The organism is Microlunatus sp. YIM B11417 (assembly GCF_059617205.1).
The window spans coordinates 224,959-242,686 of the sequence record NZ_JCAMPJ010000006.1; the positions used below are offsets into that span (position 1 = coordinate 224,959).

General features: G+C 71.5%; 13 protein-coding genes. 6 read left to right on the plus strand and 7 right to left on the minus strand.

Annotated features, from left to right (window positions below):
* Window positions 1-190: 190 nt before the first annotated feature.
* Window positions 191-1,063 carry a glucose-1-phosphate thymidylyltransferase RfbA gene (rfbA, locus tag AC6CCG_RS25900; RefSeq protein WP_496657637.1) on the minus strand — a complete coding sequence of 291 codons (873 nt, stop codon included), beginning with the start codon at window positions 1,061-1,063 and terminating at the stop codon, window positions 191-193.
* Window positions 1,064-1,098: 35 nt separating this feature from the next.
* Window positions 1,099-2,922 (minus strand): glycosyltransferase family 61 protein, encoded by a 1,824-nt coding sequence (locus tag AC6CCG_RS25905; RefSeq protein ID WP_496657638.1) that lies wholly within the window; start codon window positions 2,920-2,922, stop codon window positions 1,099-1,101.
* Window positions 2,923-2,980: 58 nt separating this feature from the next.
* On the opposite strand from AC6CCG_RS25905, the gene rfbB reads away from it, so the two are divergent.
* The 3 genes from rfbB to AC6CCG_RS25920 all read left to right on the plus strand — a co-directional run bounded on the left by rfbB (window position 2,981) and on the right by AC6CCG_RS25920 (window position 5,642).
* A complete protein-coding gene (gene rfbB, locus AC6CCG_RS25910; RefSeq protein WP_496657639.1) occupies window positions 2,981-3,979 on the plus strand; it encodes a dTDP-glucose 4,6-dehydratase in 999 nt (332 codons plus the stop codon).
* A gap of 7 nt (window positions 3,980-3,986) precedes the next feature.
* Complete coding sequence (locus AC6CCG_RS25915; RefSeq protein WP_496657640.1) at window positions 3,987-5,384, plus strand: sugar nucleotide-binding protein; 1,398 nt, start codon at window positions 3,987-3,989, stop codon at window positions 5,382-5,384.
* A gap of 102 nt (window positions 5,385-5,486) precedes the next feature.
* Window positions 5,487-5,642: a hypothetical protein gene (locus tag AC6CCG_RS25920; RefSeq protein WP_496657641.1), complete on the plus strand. Its 156-nt coding sequence runs from the start codon at window positions 5,487-5,489 to the stop codon at window positions 5,640-5,642.
* Window positions 5,643-5,804: 162 nt separating this feature from the next.
* Here the strand turns inward: AC6CCG_RS25920 and AC6CCG_RS25925 are convergent, their stop codons facing one another.
* The 4 genes from AC6CCG_RS25925 to AC6CCG_RS25940 all read right to left on the minus strand — a co-directional run bounded on the left by AC6CCG_RS25925 (window position 5,805) and on the right by AC6CCG_RS25940 (window position 12,530).
* Window positions 5,805-7,388 (minus strand): stealth family protein, encoded by a 1,584-nt coding sequence (locus AC6CCG_RS25925; protein WP_496657642.1) that lies wholly within the window; start codon window positions 7,386-7,388, stop codon window positions 5,805-5,807.
* A complete protein-coding gene (locus AC6CCG_RS25930) occupies window positions 7,385-9,052 on the minus strand; it encodes a stealth family protein (protein ID WP_496657643.1) in 1,668 nt (555 codons plus the stop codon). Before AC6CCG_RS25930 ends, AC6CCG_RS25925 begins: the two co-directional genes overlap by 4 nt.
* Window positions 9,053-9,139: 87 nt before the next feature.
* Window positions 9,140-11,407: a hypothetical protein gene (locus AC6CCG_RS25935; protein ID WP_496657644.1), complete on the minus strand. Its 2,268-nt coding sequence runs from the start codon at window positions 11,405-11,407 to the stop codon at window positions 9,140-9,142.
* Between the two features lie 97 nt (window positions 11,408-11,504).
* Window positions 11,505-12,530, minus strand: coding sequence for a LacI family DNA-binding transcriptional regulator (locus AC6CCG_RS25940; RefSeq protein WP_496657645.1), 1,026 nt, complete (start codon window positions 12,528-12,530; stop codon window positions 11,505-11,507).
* Window positions 12,531-12,618: 88 nt separating this feature from the next.
* Here AC6CCG_RS25940 and AC6CCG_RS25945 point away from each other — a divergent pair, with 88 nt between their 5' ends.
* Complete coding sequence (locus AC6CCG_RS25945) at window positions 12,619-14,241, plus strand: FAD-dependent oxidoreductase (protein ID WP_496657646.1); 1,623 nt, start codon at window positions 12,619-12,621, stop codon at window positions 14,239-14,241.
* On the opposite strand, the gene AC6CCG_RS25950 is transcribed toward AC6CCG_RS25945, so the two are convergent.
* Complete coding sequence (locus AC6CCG_RS25950) at window positions 14,165-15,478, minus strand: MFS transporter (protein WP_496657647.1); 1,314 nt, start codon at window positions 15,476-15,478, stop codon at window positions 14,165-14,167. The genes AC6CCG_RS25945 and AC6CCG_RS25950 overlap by 77 nt on opposite strands.
* Before the next feature lie 62 nt (window positions 15,479-15,540).
* On the opposite strand from AC6CCG_RS25950, the gene AC6CCG_RS25955 reads away from it, so the two are divergent.
* Both AC6CCG_RS25955 and AC6CCG_RS25960 read left to right on the plus strand, forming a co-directional pair.
* Window positions 15,541-16,644: a ferrochelatase gene (locus AC6CCG_RS25955; protein ID WP_496657648.1), complete on the plus strand. Its 1,104-nt coding sequence runs from the start codon at window positions 15,541-15,543 to the stop codon at window positions 16,642-16,644.
* The gene (locus tag AC6CCG_RS25960; protein WP_496657649.1) at window positions 16,641-17,582 is read left to right on the plus strand and encodes a Gfo/Idh/MocA family protein; all 942 of its coding nucleotides are present in this window, start codon (window positions 16,641-16,643) and stop codon (window positions 17,580-17,582) included. The genes AC6CCG_RS25955 and AC6CCG_RS25960 overlap by 4 nt, the downstream gene beginning before the upstream one ends.
* Window positions 17,583-17,728: the final 146 nt, after the last annotated feature.

Here is a 17,728-nt window from a genome sequence, read left to right on the forward strand (position 1 = left end):
AAGTCCAGGGGCAGCTGCATCGGCACGCTCTCCGACGGCCAGGTCGGGGGAGTGGGTCCAGCTTCTCCTGGACGGTGAGCATCCGCCGATCTTCGCCACACCTCACCAACTTTCCTGTCGCTTTACCAGGGAAGCTTCTGTGGCAAAGCGACAGTTTTTCACGCAACGTGAAAAACCGGCCCGGCCCCGATCAGGGACGCGACTGCTCCAACAACCCGAGCAGGTAGTCGCCGTAGCCGGACTTGGCGAGCTTGCGGGCGCGCTCCTCGAGCTCGGCGTCGGACAGGAAGCCCTGCCGCCAGGCGGCTTCCTCGGGCGCGCTGACCTTCAGGCCCTGCCGGGCTTCGAGGGTACGGACGAAGTTGTTCGCGTCGTTCAGCGATTCGAAGGTGCCGGTGTCCAGCCAGGCGGCGCCGCGCGGCAGCACGGCGACCTGGAGCTTGCCGGCCTCGAGGTAGTGCCGGTTCACGTCGGTGATCTCGTACTCGCCCCGGGCCGACGGCTTCAGCTCGCGGGCGATCCGGACGACCTCGTTGTCGTAGAAGTAGAGGCCGGGCACGGCATAGTTCGACTTCGGCTTGGCCGGCTTCTCCTCGAGCGAGATCGCCTTGCCGGTGTCGTCGAACTCGATCACTCCGTACGCCGTCGGATCGGCCACCCAGTAGGCGAAGACCGCGCCGCCGTCAAGATCACGGAACCGGCTCAGGCTGGTGCCCACCCCGGGCCCGTAGAAGATGTTGTCGCCGAGCACCAGCGCGACCCGGTCGTCGCCGATGAAGTCCGCGCCGATCACGAACGCCTGGGCCAGCCCGTTCGGCGTCTCCTGCTGCGCGTACGTGATCGAGATGCCGAACTGGGAGCCGTCGCCGAGCAGCCGTTCGAACCCGGGCGCGTCGTGCGGCGTGGTGATCACCAGGATGTCCCGGATGCCGGCGAAGATCAGCGTCGACAACGGGTAGTAGATCATCGGCTTGTCGTAGACCGGCACCAACTGCTTGCTGATCCCGATCGTGACCGGGTGCAGGCGCGTTCCTGAGCCCCCGGCCAGGATGATGCCGCGCATCCACGGCTCCTCTCGCTGGCGGTGAAGGCCTGATATTACAAGCCTTCCAGCAGCCTGCGCAGGTTATCGCCGTCCCTGGCCGTGTCGAAGACGAAGTCGGAATGGAACGCGTCGGCGTTGAACTCGCCGTCCGGTGCCTGGATCAGCGCGGGGCACCAGAAATGGTGATAGCTGTCGCCCTTGACGGCGGAGATCAGATACTCGTTGGAGGCGGTGTAGCGGTCCGAGCCGATGACGATCCGGACGCCCGGCCGGTCGCTGTAGATCATGCTGAACATGGCCGAGCCGCCGTAGCCGGCGACCACCTGGGCGGTCGCGAAGATCGCCACCTGGTCGGGGATCGGCAGCAGTTCCGGCCGGACCACCTGGAACCCGTTGTCCAGGAAGATCTGCTCGACCTCGTCGCCGTTGCGGCACTGCCGGGTGCCGTCCGGCGGTCGCGGGACGAAGATCCTGGGCACCCGCTCGACCTTGGCGTCCGGACGGATCATGGCGCGCAGCTGGTCCCAGATCCGGCTCAGGTCCGGGTCGACGTAGCGCCGGTTGTGGAACTGCGGCGTGGCGCCGATCAAGGTCTCCACCCGGACCGGCTCGGAGAACGTACGGATGTCTTCCGGGCCGATCCCGAGAGCAGCCAGAAGCGTTGTCTGGAAGGGTTTCAGGCCGTCCGCGCCGCGCGGGACGGAGATCAGCAGCCGGCAGTCCGGGAACCGTTCCTTGGCCAGCCGCCAGCCCCAGAGCCGGGACAGGTCCTCGGTGACGAAGTGCCCGAAGTGGCCGGGGAACTCCGAGTCCAGGTGGAAGTAGGTGCCGGCCAGTTCCTCGACCGGCTCGAAGCTGTCGGTGAGCGCCGCCACCGTGTTGTTGATGTACGTGGTCCCGCGGGCGTGCCGCTTGTTGGCCAGCGGATGGTGGAACGACCAGGGCAGGATCGCGCCGTCCAGTACGGCCAGCTGCCGCGGCCCGCAGACCACGCCGTGATGCAGCCGGAGCACCCGGTCCGGCACCGGCCAGCGCTCCGGCAGCCGGAACGCGTACTGCGGATCGTTGACCGTGAGCCGGTTCCGCGCCGCGTAGGTGAAGCCGGGACGCCGGGTCAGCTCGCCGCCCCAGCGGTCGCCGAGCCTGGCGCTGAGGGCTTGCTGCACCTCCGCGTCGTACAGCTTGATCAAGTGTCGCCCGCGCTTGGTGATCATGATCGACCGCTCGGTGACGTCGGTGATCTCGAGATACTTGGCGAGCAGCGGCTCGGCGGCGATCAACGCCGACAGGTCGCGAGTGGTGGCCCGTCCCGGGCCCTTCCGCGCGCCCGGCGGCCGGTCGGCTTCGTCCTCCAGACCGGTGATCAGATAGCTGCCGCCGTCGACGAGGTAGTACGGGAAGCGGCGCAGCGCGTACTTCTTCACCCGGGTCCGGACCGTGGCGTCGATGATCGCGGGCAGCGGCGACAGGTCGCGCAGCAGTGCGGCGATCTCGGTCGCCTCGGTGACCGCCTCGACCCGGACCCGGTCCGGCAGTCCGGCCTGGGCCGAGACCAGCCGCAGCACCGGCCGCGGTCCCTTGCCGGTGATCAGCACCAGCAGCACCTCGGCGGCCGGGAACCGGTCCAGCGTGTCGGCCAGCTCGATCGGGGCGTCGGTGATGATCACGATCCGGGCCGGCTGTTCGGCCAGCAACGGCCGGACCTGCCGGGCCGGGATCCGGACCGGGCGGTGCCGGCGGACGAACGACGCCAGCGATTCCGACATCGAGCCTGGTGCGGCCGCGATCGCGCGGCGGGACTCCCCGGCGGCACGGAGCAGCCGACGACGGACTCGGCCGGGAAGTGCGCCGAGAGCGATGCGGCTCCGGCTGACCATGGTCCCCATCGTAGTGATCCGACGGCCGCGCCGCCCGCTCAGTACTAGGGTGTCAGCCATGTCGAAACTGCTGGTTACCGGTGGCGCCGGGTTCATCGGGTCGAACTTCGTCCGTTATCTGATCGAGCACACCGAACACACCGTGTCGGTGCTGGACAAGCTCACCTACGCGGGCGACCTGACCACGCTGGCCGGGCTCCCGACGGAACGGATGCGGTTCGTCCAGGGCGACGTCTGTGACCCGCAGTTGGTCGACGGACTGGTCCGTGACCACGACGTCGTGGTCCACTTCGCCGCCGAGTCGCACAACGACAACTCGCTGTCCGATCCCTCGCCGTTCATCCAGACCAACCTGGTCGGCACCTACACCTTGATCGACGCAGCCCGCCGGCACGAGGCCCGCTACCACCACATCTCCACCGACGAGGTGTACGGCGACCTGAAGCTGGACGACCCGGAGCGGTTCACCGAGCAGACGCCGTACAACCCGTCCAGTCCGTACTCGGCCAGCAAGGCCGGCTCCGATCTGCTGGTCCGGGCCTGGGTGCGGTCGTTCGGGCTGCAGGCGACGCTGAGCAACTGCTCCAACAACTACGGTCCGTACCAGCACGTCGAGAAGTTCATCCCGCGCCAGATCACCAACATCATCGACGGCGAACGCCCGAAGCTGTACGGGAACGGCCTGAACGTCCGGGACTGGATCCACGTCGATGATCACTCCAGCGCCGTGCTGCGGATCATCGAGCGCGGCCGGATCGGCGAGACGTACCTGATCGGCGCCGACGGGGAGAAGAACAACCGTGAGGTCGTCGAAACGATCTTGGAACTGATGGGCCGCTCGCGGGACGACTACGACCACGTGAACGACCGGGCCGGGCACGACCTGCGGTACGGGATCGACTGGACCCGGCTGCGCCGGGAGCTGGACTGGCAGCCGCAGTACCGCGACTTCGCCGCCGGCCTGGCCCAGACCATCGACTGGTACCGCTCCAACGAGTCCTGGTGGCGGCCGAAGAAGGCCGCGACCGAAGCCAAGTACGCCGCCGTCGGTCAGTGAGGGACTCGTGGCAGACCTGAAGATCGAGAAGACCGCCATCCCCGGGTTGTTGATCATCGACCTGGACGTCCGGGGCGACAACCGCGGCTGGTTCAAGGAGAACTGGCAGCGGCAGAAGATGATCGAGCTCGGGCTGCCCGACTTCGGCCCGGTGCAGAACAACGTGTCGTTCAACGCGACCCGCGGCGTCACCCGCGGCTTCCATGCCGAGCCGTGGGACAAGTTGATCTCCGTCGCAGCCGGCCGGATCTTCGGCGCCTGGGTCGATCTCCGGGAGGGTCCGTCGTTCGGCACCGTGGTCACGGTCGAGCACGGGCCGGAGCGGGCCGTGTTCGTGCCGAGCGGCGTCGGCAACGCCTTCCAGGTGCTCGAGGGCGGCACCGCGTACTCGTACCTGGTCAATGATCACTGGAGCCCGGCGGCGAAGGACTCCTACACCTTCGTCAACCTGGCCGATCCGACGCTGGCCGTCGACTGGCCGATCCCGCTGGCCGAGGGGGAGCTGTCCGAGGCCGACCGGAACCACCCGGCGCTGGCCGACGTGCGCCCGGTGCCGGCCGGGCGGACCTTGATCATCGGCGCCGGCGGCCAGCTCGGCCGGGCGCTGCAGCAGTTGCTGCCGGACGCCATCGCGCTGACCCGGGCCGACTGCGACCTGGCCGATCCGGAGGCCTTGGAGAAGATCGACTGGCGTTCGGTCGGGGCGGTGATCAACGCGGCGGCGTACACGGCGGTCGACGCGGCGGAGACCGAGGAGGGCCGGCGCCAGGCCTGGCAGGTCAACGTGCACGCGGTCGGCCGGCTGGTCGAGAAGGCCCGCGAGCACCGGCTGCCGCTGGTCCACGTCTCGTCCGACTACGTCTTCGACGGCACCCGGGAACTGCACGACGAGGACGAGCCGTTCGCGCCGCTGGGCGTCTACGGCCAGACCAAGGCAGCCGGTGACGCGCTGGTGCAGACCTGGCCGCGGCACTATCTGCTGCGGACCAGCTGGGTGGTCGGCGACGGCAAGAACTTCGTCCGGACCATGGCGTCGCTGGCCGACCGCGGCATCGCCCCGTCCGTGATCGACGATCAACACGGCCGGCTCACCTTCGCCGCCGATCTGGCGAAGGCGGCGGTCGACCTGTTGGCCGGCGCGAAGCCGTACGGGACCTACAACGTGTCCTGCGACGGCCCGGTCCGCAGCTGGGCCGACCTCGCCGCCGCCGTGTACGTCGCCCGCGGACGTTCGGCCGAGGACGTGACCCGGGTGAGCACGGAGGAGTACGGCCGGGACAAGGACCTGGCCCCGCGTCCCCGGCACAGCGCGCTCGACCTGACCAAGGCGAAGGCCGCCGGCCTCACCCTGCCCGACGGCGACCGGGCCCTGGCCGCCTACCTGGCCACGGTCGATCTGGAGTGAATTTCCGCCGGTCGGTCGCGGCGGGAATTCACCCGAGCCGGCCCCCGGAGCGTGCACGACGGCCTGCTGTCATCGTGCTAGCACACGATGGGGGTGATCGGCATGGCGACCATCGTGGTTCGCGATCTTGACGACGAGGTCAAAGCTGGCCTGCCGACACCGAAACGTCGGCCTGCCGACTGGGTTCGTCGGCAGGAGCGGCAGTTCTACGTCACGACGATCACGGTGGGCGAGGTCTTCGACGGGCTCGAGAGGTAGCCGGCCGGGCGCCGACGCAGCGAGCTGGAGGCGACTGCCGAGGAGCTCTTCGAGGACTTCCGCGACGTCATTCTGCCTTTCGACCACGCCGCCGCGCGAGGCTACGGGCGTTTGGTGGCTGCCCGCGAGGCTCATGGTCGGCCGATCAGCACGGAGCCTTCGTCAGTCCTTCTCGAACCGGCCGGGGACGGGGAGGTAGCGGCGCAGGAAGTCCTTGATCACCTGGTCGGTCCGGGCCGGGTCGGCGCCGGCGGTGTGGCCGTCGTTGAGGCAGATCGCGTCCGCGCTGCGGGAGCGGAGCAGCCGGTCCAAGGCGCCGGCGCCCGCGGCGGTGGACGGATCGACGTACTCGTAGGCGATCGGGCCGGGCACGGCGGCGCCGGTCGCGTAGGCGTAGCCCAGATAGAAGGAGCCGGCGGCGGCGACGTCGGCGGTGGTCCGGAACCGCGCCCGGCGGGTCGCCGCGAACACGTCCGGGAACTCGGTCTCCAGCGCCGTGATCACCGACCTGCGGGTGGCCACGGCGGCGTGGAAGTACTTGCCGAAGGTGAGCACGCCGAGCCGGTCGGCGAGCAGCCGGCGGGCGTTCTTGGCGGCGGTCGTGGAGGCGATCTCGCCGGCCGCCGGGGGATCGAGGTCGACGGTCAGCCGGGACGCGAAGAACTTCCCGATCCCGTTCGGGTGGAAGAACAGTTCCGGCTGCACCGGCCGGCCGATGATCATGTCGTCGTTGAGATAGAGGTAGTGCTCGGCCAGTCCGGGGATCCGGTGCAGGCAGGCCTCGATGGCGTGCGAGTTGAACGTCGGCAGGCCCTGGGCGTCCGGCCAGAGCTCGTCGTGTGCGACCACCGTCACCCAGTCGTCGTCCGGCCGCAGCCAGTGCGGGCGCTGGCCGTTGGTGACGATCCAGACGTGGTTGATCCACGGGGCGAACTGTTCGACCGAGCGGAGGCTGTGCCGCAACTCGTCGTGGTCGGTGAACCGGGACGGGTCGTCGGCGCGCTCGGTCGCGGTCTCCGGGTCCAGGGCGCCGGCGGCGGCCCGGCTGCGCTGCCAGTCGGGGTCGGCGCCGTCCACCCAGGTGTAGACGAGGTCGATCGGGAAGGTGACTGCGTGCACCGGCCGGCCGCCGAGCGCGGGTGGCACCGTCCCGCTCGGGCCGAGGTCGGACGGCCGCAGCCGGTCCACGATCTCGTTGCCGACCAGGCTGGTCAGCGACCGGTCCGGGCCCTCCCGCCAGAAGTGCACCTCGATCCGATGATCTTCACCGGTGCCGAAGCCCGGGTCCTCGGCGGCGACGCAGCACTCCCAGAGCGCGAAGCCGCGGGCGGCCGGCGGCAGCGGCCCGCAGGCCGGCCGGCTGACCCGCCCGGTCCGATCGCCGTTCTGACGCAGCGGTTCGGCGTACCACGCGGGGCCGAGCGCGGTGATCAACTTCAGCACCGCGGTACGGTCTCGCTCGCGGACCCCGAACGTGGCCCGGCGCCCCGGCCGGACCGGCAACGTCCAGAACTCGATCCGATGATCATGCAACAGTTTCCGGACCCGGTCGGCCACCTCGGCCGCGTGCTCGGGCAGCCGGAGTTCGGGCTTGGACCGGGCCAGCACCCAGAGCCCGTCGATCTTGGCCCTCCGGTACGCCAGCCCGCCGGGTCGCCCCAGCACGGCGCGGCCGGACGCGAACCGCCGGCGCAACTGGATCAGCTCGCGGACGGCGTCCTGACGCAACCCTCGCCGGCCGGTCACCCGGCCAGCTCCTGCCGGTGATCTCGGTCGTTCTCCCAGGGTGCGGGCACCGGGAAGTAGCGGCGCAGGAATCCCTTGATCAACTGTTCGTCGCCGTCCTCCCGGATCGCGTTCAGGCAGAACGCGTCGTAGCAGCGGTAGCGTGCGATGTCGGCCAGGTCGCGGGCGCAGGCCCGGCTCTCCACATCGACGTAGCGCTGAGTGATCCGGCCGGCTTTGGCCCGGCCGGTGGCCAGCGCGTACCCGTGGTGCAGGCTGCACGCGGCCAGGTCGGACAGCGACCGGAAGGTCGCCCTCCTGGTCTGCGCGAAGGCCGCCGGGAACATCGACTCCAGTTCGGCCAGCACGGACCGGCTCAGCGACTGCGGCACGTGCAGGTACTTGTGGTCGACCATCCGGCCGGTCGCCGCGGCGATCAGCATCCGGTTGTTCTTGCCGGACGCGTCCGGGGCCAGGTCGCGCGGCTCGGGCGGGCCGGGCGGCACCGACTGGTTGCTCGGGAAGACGATCGGCCGGCCGGCCGGGCCGTGGAAGAACGTCTCCGGCGCCACCGGACGGCCGAGGAAGAAGTCGTCGTTGAAGTAGAGGAAGCGTTCGGCCAGGCCGTCGATCCGGTGCAGGCAGGCCTCGATCGCCTGCGAGTTGAATGTCGGCAGTCCCGGCTCGCCGCGCCACAGGTCGGCGTGCGGGACGATGGCGATCCGGTCATGATCGCCGGAGTACCAGTGCGGCACCTGGCCGTTGGTGACGATCCAGATCCGCCGGGCCCACGGTGCGAACTCCGCGATCGACCGCAGGCTGTACCGGAGCTCGTCGTACTGCTGGAACCGGGCCGGTACGTTCGCCGCCTGGGTCGGCCGGCCGCCCGGCTGGGCCGCCGCGAACTGCCGCTGCCAGTCCGGATCGGCCGAGTCGACCCAGGTGTAGACCACGTCGATCGGCTCGGTGATCAACTCCGGCTCGAGCTCGTCGGCGCGCTCGGTGATCTTGATCCGCACCGCTGCCGGCCCGCCCAGGTGCCGCCCGGTGGTCGCGTCGACGGCATGCCCGGTGAGTTGCCAGGTGGTGCCGGTGAGTTCGGCCGGCAGGTCGCCGCCGGGAGTCCAGGGACGGCTGAGCGCCCGACTCGGCAGCAGCGTGGTCCTGATCGCCGGCCCGAGCACGAATCCGGCCAGGGTCCGGTCGGCCCGGCCGTCCTGGTCGCGTTCCTCGTCGTAGCCCTGCACCACCAGACCGGGGTGCCGGTCGGCCAGCGAGCGGACGGCCGTCCAGACCCGGTGCGGGTCGGCCTGGTCCACGGTGATCGTGATCGGTTGGTTCCAGCGCACGCTGCGCGTGGTCGGCCGGGCACCCGTACGGCGCAGTGCGCCCACCAGGTCCTCGGCGAGCCGGCGCCGGTGCGGGTCGAACAGCAGCCCGTCCACCTTGGCGGCCGGCACCGGGTGGCCGCGGTCGATCACGATCGCGGGTGCGCTGGCCGCGGCGGAGTCCCGGAGCGCCGAGCGGTGCCGGGTCCGTTGAACGAGATCGATGGCGAGGGCGAGCCGGTGTTGCAGGTTGAGCCTGGTCCGACGCAGCGCCCGGACGATGCCGCGAACGGTCGTGGTACGCGCGTGCACCACGACCGACGTCCAGGGCCGGGCCTCGCCGCCGGGTCGCGACATGCGCGCCACTCTACTGATCCCGGTGCACACGCCCGGTACACGGAGCCGAACGTGTCGGACGGCAGGTCCGGAAACCCGGCCGACAGGTCAGCGAAGCCGGGTCTGGCTGGTCGAGGTCTGCCGGCCGACCCGGTGCGTGACCGTCACCAACCGCGGCGGCTCAGTGCCCGCCGGCAGCTCGAACAGCCGGTAGACACCGCGGCCGGCGCCGACGCCGCGCTGCCAGGCCGCCTCGATCCCCTCGGCGGCGATCAGGACGTCCGCCGCCCGGTCGGCCTGGTTGAGAACGTGCACCGCGAGGCGGCGTCCGGTCAGCTCCGCGGCCACCCGGTACGGACGCGCCGGGTCGACCGGCTGCTCGGCCAGCGTCGCCTCCAGCCTCAGCGAGCCCGGGTGGATGATCTTGAGCACGTGCTGGGTCCGGGATCCGCCGAGCAGCTGTTGCGTGGTCGGGGCCAGGGTGACCGCGCGGTCGGTGTCCCAGGCCAGCCACAGGGTGACCTCGCCGCGGACGACCCGGAGGCCGCTCGCGACCCGGTCGACCGTGCTGCCGAAGACGTACGGGGTGCCGTCGGCGAAGCTGATCTCGTCCTCCGGCCGGAGCACCAGCGGGACCGCCTGCTCGGCCTCGCCGCCGGTGGTGAGCTGCTGGACGATGCCGTCGGACCAGAACGTGGTGGCGCTGCGGAAGCCCGGGTCGCCGGAGGTGCTGGTCGCGGCAGCGGCCGCGGTGAAGACGCCGGAGTGCCCGGTCAGTTGCTCGGCCGGGATCGCCGGCGCGGCCGGATCCGTACCGTCGTGATAGGTGGCGGGCAGGCTGCCGTACGCGGTGTGCGAGGCGGGCTGGTCCGGTGCCGCGGTGAGCCGCGAGGTCCAGGAGGCCTTGGTCCAGTCGTTCACCGACCAGAGCAGCGTGCCCGCGGCCGGATGCCAGAGCAGGCCGTTGCCGAACCGCTGCCGCGAGTAGCCGCTGACCCGGTTGCCGTGCAACGCGCCGAGGTAGTAGCCGGGCCGCCGGACGAACAGATAGTGCTGGCCCAGCGACGGCTCGCCGAACCGCAGCTCGGTGAACGCGTCCTCGGCGACGGTACGCCAGCGGGCGATCGCCGCCGCTCGCTGCGCGGCCGTCGGACCCTGCGGCGACCGCGGCACGTGCATCCAGGTCCGGGGCGACGTGTTGCCCTTCGCCGGCACCGGAACCGGCTCGGCCGATCCCGCCCAGGCCTCCCGCTCCGCGTCCTTCTCGGCAGCGGTCGGGTGGAACGCGGCGAGCGCGGGCACCCGGTCCAGGAAGACCCGGCCCAGCGACGACCGGTCGGCCGTGTCCGCGATCGTCGGCCGCTGGTCGGTGGCGCCGTTGCGGACGCACAGGCCCGAGTAGTGCAGCCCGCCGGACCCGTCCGGCTCCCAGACGACCGCGTACTGGTAGAAGTCGGCCAGGGCTTCGGCGAACCGCAGCGGCACCGGCGAATCGGTCTTCAGCGAGACGTCGGCGAAGTCGGGCAGCGCGACGGTGAACGAGTAGCCGAAGTCGTAGCCGAGCGGCTCGAGCGTGTGCCCGGCCGGGGCGTGGCTGTGCTGCCAGAGGAATTCGAGCCGGTCGTCGATCGGCGCGGCGATGGCGGGGTCGTCGAGCACGATCGCCACGTCGGAGACGCCGGCCAGCCCGGCGATCACCTGGTTGGTGACCGGAGTGGGCGTCCGCCAGTGCGGCCGGGACAGGTCGACCAGCCAGGCTGCCGCCTTCCGCAGCGCGGCCTCGATCTCGGTCTGCCGCTCGGGCAGGACGCCGGCCGCCCGGAGGTCGCGCAGAGTGGCGCTGAGGGCGACGGTGCCGAACGAGGTCGGGGCCAGCCCGTGCTCGGTCCAGGAGTACTCGGGCCAGGCCCCGTCGTCGTGCTGCAGGCCGAGGTAGAAGCCGAGCGCCGCGTCGAGCCGGGCCAGCAGCTTCGCGTCGCCGCGGTACGGATTCCACGGCCGCTCCGCCGCGTGGAACCAGGCCAGCGTGGCGACGTGCTCCATGATCCGGGCGTTGAACGGCTGGACAGGCGTCCGCCACCAGCCGTCCTCCATCCAGCCGTACCGTTCCGGGTCGTCGTCGACGATGCTGTTGGCCAGGGGCGCGACCAGGACCAGATAGGTGCCCATGATCTGCTCGTCGGGTGCGAACGTGCTCCGGTCCGGTGTCCCGGCCGGCAGCGGAGCGACCAACGGCAGCACGGTGCCGCCGGAGGTGGCGAAAGCGGGGAGCGGGCCGAGGCCCAGCCCGGTGGCGGCGAGGGCGCCGGTGCCGAGCAGCGCGCGGCGGGTCAGTGGGGGAATCGGATCGTCGGTCGTCCCGGTGCGGTGCGTCATCGCATCTCCAGAGTCGAAGAATGCGGGAGGAAGGGGGCGCCGTCGCCCACCCGCATGGACAAGCCTCATGCAGATTCTCGGGAATAACCAGAGAAGTTTAGGTACCTTCTCGATCGCTGGACGGGGGTGCGGTCGAGTGGCGGACCACCAGCGAGGTGGCCAGCTCGAGGTGGTGCGACTCGGGCTCGACGCCGGCGATCAGGTCGGCCACCATGCCGACCGCGACCGCGCCGAGCTGGTCCAGCGGCTGCCGGACCGTGGTCAGCGGGGGACTGCTCATCGTGGCCAGGATCAGGTCGTCGAAGCCGACCACGCTGACGTCCCCCGGCACCCGCAGGCCGAGCTGCCGGGCGGCCTCGATCACGCCGAGCGCCTGGAAGTCGCTGGCCGCGCAGATCCCGGTCGGCCGGTCCGGCCGGTCCAGCAGCCGGAGCGCCGCCGCCAGTCCGGCCTCGAAGGTGAAGTCGCCCGGCTCGGTCATGATCGACTCCGGCGCGATCCCGGCCGCGGTCAGAGCGGCCAGATTGCCGGAGGCCCGGGACTGCGACACCATCGACCGGTCGTCGCCGCGCAGCACCCCGAACCGCCGATGTCCCAAGCCCAGCAGGTGATCCGCGGCCGCGTAGCCGCCGGCCCAGTCGGTCGCGCCGACGCTGTGGTGGCCGACGTGCGGCGGCCCGAGCGGGTTCACCACGACCAGGGCGATGCCGGCCTCGGCCAGCCGGTCCCGCTCGCCGGCGTCGAGCACCGAGCTGATCGCGACCAGGCCGCGGATGCCGTGTGCCTGCAGGTCGTCGATCCAGTCCGGCCGCTGCCGATAGAGCAGCACCTCCAGCGGCATCCCGGCGGCGGCCGCCCGCTCCATCGCGCCGCGCAGCGGTTCGGCCGTGTTGGGCAGCCGCATCGAGCGCACCAGCAGCCCGATCCGCGGCCCGCCGGCCCGGCGCTGCCGGGGCGCGACATAGCGCTGTTCGGACAGGATCCCGGCCACCTTGGCCCGGGTCTGCTCGGCGACGTCCGGACTGTTGTTGGCGACCTTGGAGACCGTGGAGATGGAGACGCCGGCGAGTTCGGCGACCTCGGCCAGCGAGGGTCCGCGGCGGCGTCGGGCCGGGTTCGGCATCCTGACCTCCTGTGGGGACTGACGACGTTCCCGATACTATCGCTGAAACTTCTTGGCATGAGTTTCGACGAGTTCGCGAGGGGGAGTCATGGGCGAGGCCGGCGCTGACCTGTTGATCATCGGGGGCGGGCTCGGGGGAGTGTCCGCCGCCCTGGCCGCGCTGCGGCGCGGCCTGCGCGTGATCATGACCGAGCCGACCCGCTGGCTCGGCGGCCAACTGGCCAGCCAGCTGGTCCCGCTCGACGAGCACCTGTTCATCGAGCGCACCGGCGCGAACCGCAGCTACCGCGAGCTCCGGGACGGGCTGCGCGACTACTACCGGCGGCACTACCCGCTGACCGAGCGGGCCAGGGCCGACCCGTACCTGAATCCCGGCGCGGCCTGGGTGTCCCCGGTCAGCGTCGAACCACGGGTCGCGGTCGCGGTGATCGACGCGTTGCTCCAGCCGTACCTCACCGCGGGCCGGCTCACCGTCCTGCACGGGTACGAGCCGGTCGCGGTCAGCAGCACCGGCGACCGGATCGACGGCGTCACCGTCTGCGAGGTGGCCGGCGACCGCCGGCTGGACCTGACCGCTCCGTACGTCCTCGACGCGACCGAACTGGGCGACCTGCTGGACCTCGGCGGTGTCGAGCACGTGTCCGGCCGCGAGTCACGGGACCAGACCGGCGAGCCGGGCGCCGCTGAGACCGCCGATCCGGCCGACATGCAGGGCGCCACCTGGTGCTTCGTCCTTGATCATCGGGCCGGCGAGGACCACACGATCGACCGACCCGCCGACTACGACCGGATGAAGGCGCTGCACGATCATTCCGGCGGCGGGCAGCCGATGCTCACCTTCTCCCGGAAGCTCGATGAGAACGGCCGGCCGCGCCGGACGAACCGGCTCATTCCCAACCCGGACGACGATCCGGCCGAGGTCGATCTTGATCACCGGAACATGCCACCGGCGCCGGAACTGTGGACGTACCGGCGGATCGCCGCCCGGAACCAGTTCCGGCCGGGGTTCCTGGACAGCGATCTGGTCGTCGTGAACTGGCCGGCGAACGACTACACCGGCGGCCCGCTGTTCGGGGTGCCGGACGCGGCCGATCACTGGCGCGACTGCAAGGAACTCAGCCGCTCCCTGCTCTACTGGCTGCAGACCGAGGCGCCGCGCGAGGACGGCGGCACCGGCTTCCCGGGGCTGCGGCTGCGGCCGGACGCGGCCGGCACCGAGGACGGCTTCGCCCAGTATCCGTACATCCGGGAGTCGCGGCGCCTGCTGGCCCGGACCACGATCGTCGAGCAGGACGTCTCGGTGGCGTTGCGGGGCGACCGCGGCGCGGCGAGCTACCCGGACTCGGTCGGCGTCGGCCACTACTTCTGGATCGACCGGCATCCGACCACCGGCGGGCACCACTATCCGGGCGCGCTGCCGCAGCCGTTCGAGATCCCGCTCGGCGCCCTGGTGCCGCGCCGGGTGCGCAACCTGCTGGCGGCCGCGAAGAACCTCGGCACCACCCAGATCACCAACGGCTGCTACCGGCTGCACCCGGTCGAGTGGAGCATCGGTGAGGCGGCCGGTGAGACGATCGCGTACTGCCTGGACGAGAAGCTGGAGCCGCACCAGGTGGTCGAGGACCCGGCGCGGGTTACCGCTCTGCAGCGCCGGCTGAGTCAGGCCGGGGTTCAACTGCACTGGGATCCGGAACTGCGCTGGTCCCGTTGATCATGGTCTGGGCGCTGGTCACCCCGGAGTCCCGGACGAACAGCGCCGACAGCACCAGCAGGACCCCGATCCCGACGGCGCCCCAGAAGCCGGCCGGGGCGCCGAAGTGGTCGATCAACTGACCCAGTCCGGCGGCGCCCGCCGCGACGCCGGCCGCCATCCCGGTCGAGGTCCAGCCGAGCGCTTCGGTGAGCCGGGATGCCGGCACCGCCTCCTGGGTCACGGCGACCGTGGCGATCAAGGTCGGCGCGATGGCCAGGCCGCTCAGCACCAGCAGCAGGGCGACGACCAGCGGTTGCTGGACGAAGATCAACGGCACCATCGACGCGGCCAGCAGGACGGCACCGATCCGGAACCGTCGGGCCGGGCTGACCCGCCAGACGATGGTCCCGGTGATCACGCCGGAGATCAGCGAGCCGGACGACCAGGCCATCATGATCAAGCCGGCGAACGGCAGCACGCCGGCGGCCTTGGCGAACGCGACGATCAGGACCTCCATGCCGCCGAACAGCATGCCGAGCGCCGCGCAGCCGAGCACCACCGGCACCAGCCGGGCGGCCGACAACCGGGGCCGCGGTCCGGTCTGCTCGGACGGGTCGGTGACCGGCGGCTCGGTGCCGCGCTGGGCCGCCAGGGCGATCGCGCCGACCAGGCCGAGCACGACGCAGGCGATCAGGCCGAGTGCCGGATGCACCGACGTGGCCAGGAACGTCGCCAGCACCGGACCGACGATGAACACCACCTCGTCGACCACCGCCTCGAACGCGAACGCGGTGCTGAGCAGCGGCGAGTTCCGCAGCCGGTACGTCCAGCGAGCCCGGACCGCCGAGCCGGCCGACGGGTAGCCGAGGCCGACGCCGACCGCGGCCAGGCAGGTGACCGGGAGCGGCAGCCGGAGCAGCACGGTGATCAACAGCAGGGCCAGACTCAGGTTGCAGACCAGCCCGGCGATCACCAGCGACCGGGCCTGCCCGATCCGGTCGATCCGGCGGCCCCACCAGGGCGCGGCGACGGCGCCGACCAGGGTGGCGCAGGCGGTGACGATGCCGGCCTGCCCGTACGAGCCGGTCATCAGGGAGATCAACAGCACGATGCTGAGCCCGGTCATCGACACCGGGAGCCGGGCCACGAACCCGGCCACGGTGAACCCGAGCGCGGCCCGGTCCGACAACAGCCTCCGGTAGCCACCGAAGCCGGTCCGCACCGGTGCGTCCGGCCCCGTCGTCGCCGACGTCACATGTCCCTCCTTCGCCCGGCCCCCGCCCGCACTGGTCCGGTCCCGTTTGCAATGATCAGCAGGTGAGTGGTCCTGCCGCCTCTGTCCCCGACCTGAGCCCGTACGACGCCGTCCTGCTGGTCTCGTTCGGCGGGCCCGAAGGTCCCGCCGACGTCGTACCGTTCCTGCGGAACGTGACCCGCGGCCGGGGCATCCCCGACGAACGGCTGGCCGAGGTCGGCGAGCACTACTCCCTGTTCGGCGGACGCAGCCCGATCAATGATCAGTGCCGGGCCTTGCTCGCCGCGCTGTCGACCGAGTTCGACCGGCGTGGGATCAGCCTGCCGCTCGCCTGGGGCAACCGCAACTGGGATCCGTACCTGACCGAGGCGATGGCCGAGCTCGAGGCGGCCGGGCACCGGCGGGTGCTGGCGGTGATCACCAGCGCCTACCCGTCCTACTCGTCCTGCCGGCAGTACCGGGAGAATCTGTACGACGCCGCGGCCGGGACCAAGATCACGATCGACCGGCTGCGCCACTACGCGAACCATCCGGGCTTCGTCGAGGCCTCGGTGGACGCGGTGACCGAGGCGCTCGGCCGGCTCGACGACGCGGCGGATCCGCGGTTGATCTTCGTCACCCACTCGATCCCGACCGCGATGGCGGAGGCCAGCGGCGACGGCGGTTACGAGGAGTGGCACCGCACCGTGCTGGCCGAGGTGACCCGCCGCGTCGAGCAGCGGACCGGCCGGTCGTTCACCGCCGAGCTGACCTACTGCTCCCGGTCCGGGCCGCCCAGCCAGCCGTGGCTGGAGCCCGACATCAACGACCGGCTGACCGAGCTGGCCGGCCAGGGCGTGACCTCCGTGGTGGCGGTGCCGATCGGCTTCATCTCCGATCACATGGAGGTGATCTACGACCTGGACACCGAGGCCGCGGCGACCGCCGACCAGCTCGGCCTGGGCTTCGTCCGCGCCGCGACGGCGGGGGTGCACCAGGCGTTCGTGGCCGGTCTGGTCGACCTGATGGAGGAGCGGGCCGCCGCGGCCCGGGGCGAGGACCCGGAACGGCCGGTCGCCGCCGGACAGCCGGGCTGGTACGAGTGTCCGGTCGACTGCTGCCGCAACCTGCGCGAGCCGGACCGTCCTGCCCTGTGTCAGCGGGCCGATCAGGCGGTGCAGCGATGAGCGCGACGCTGCGGGCGGCCGTGATCGGCTACGGCGCGATGGGCCGCAACCACGCCCGGGTCCTGGCCGGCCTGGCCGGCGTCGACCTGGTCGCGATCGTGCGGCCCTCCGGCGACCCGGGCTCGGCACCCGCACCGGTCGTCCGGTCGGTCACCGAGGCGCTCGGGTACGGCGTCGACCTGGCCGTGGTCGCCGCGCCGACCAGCACCCACCTGGCCATCGGGCGCGAGCTGGCCGACGCCGGGGTACCGGCCTTGATCGAGAAGCCGCTGGCCGGGTCGGCGGCCGAGGCGCGCGAGCTGGCCGCGACGTTCGAGGCCCGCGGACTGCTCGGTTGCGTCGGCCACATCGAGCGCTACAACCCGGCCACCCGGGCCCTCCGGCAGCGGCTCGCCGACGGCGAACTCGGCGAGGTCCACTCGGTCGCGAGCCGGCGGATCGGCCCGTTCCCGAACCGGATCTCCGACGTCGGCGTGGTGCTGGACCTGGCCACTCACGACCTGCACCTGACCGCCTGGCTGACCGGGCAGCCGTTCGCCGAGCTGAGCGCACGGTCGGCCCGGCCCGGCGGCCGCGAGCACGAGGATCTGGTCACCATCGCCGGCCGGCTGGCCGACGGCACGGTGACCAGCCATCTGGTGAGCTGGCTGTCGCCGCTCAAGGAGCGTTGCACGGTGGTCACCGGAACCGGCGGGGCCTATGTCGCGGACACGCTGACCGGCGAACTGACCCGGCATGGCGACGGCGGCGAACGCACCGTTCTGGAGACCGACCGGCAGGAGCCGCTGGCGGTGGAGCTGGAGGCGTTCCGCAGCGCGGTCGCGGGCGAGGGCAGCGACGTGGTCACGCTCGCCGAGGGCGCCCGGGTGGTCGCCGCCGCCGAGGCTGTCCTGGAGGCCGCCCGGACCGGCGATTCGGTCTCAGTTCCCGCGGTCTGACGCTGGTGCCGGACAACGTTCCCTGAGCCTGTCGAAGGCAAGGCGGCGGTCGTCCTTGGCACTTCGACAGGCTCAGTGCGCGTTCGGCGCTCGGCTCCCGGCGGAGGGGTCGGTTCGCCACTATCATGGCGCGCGGATCGCGGGCG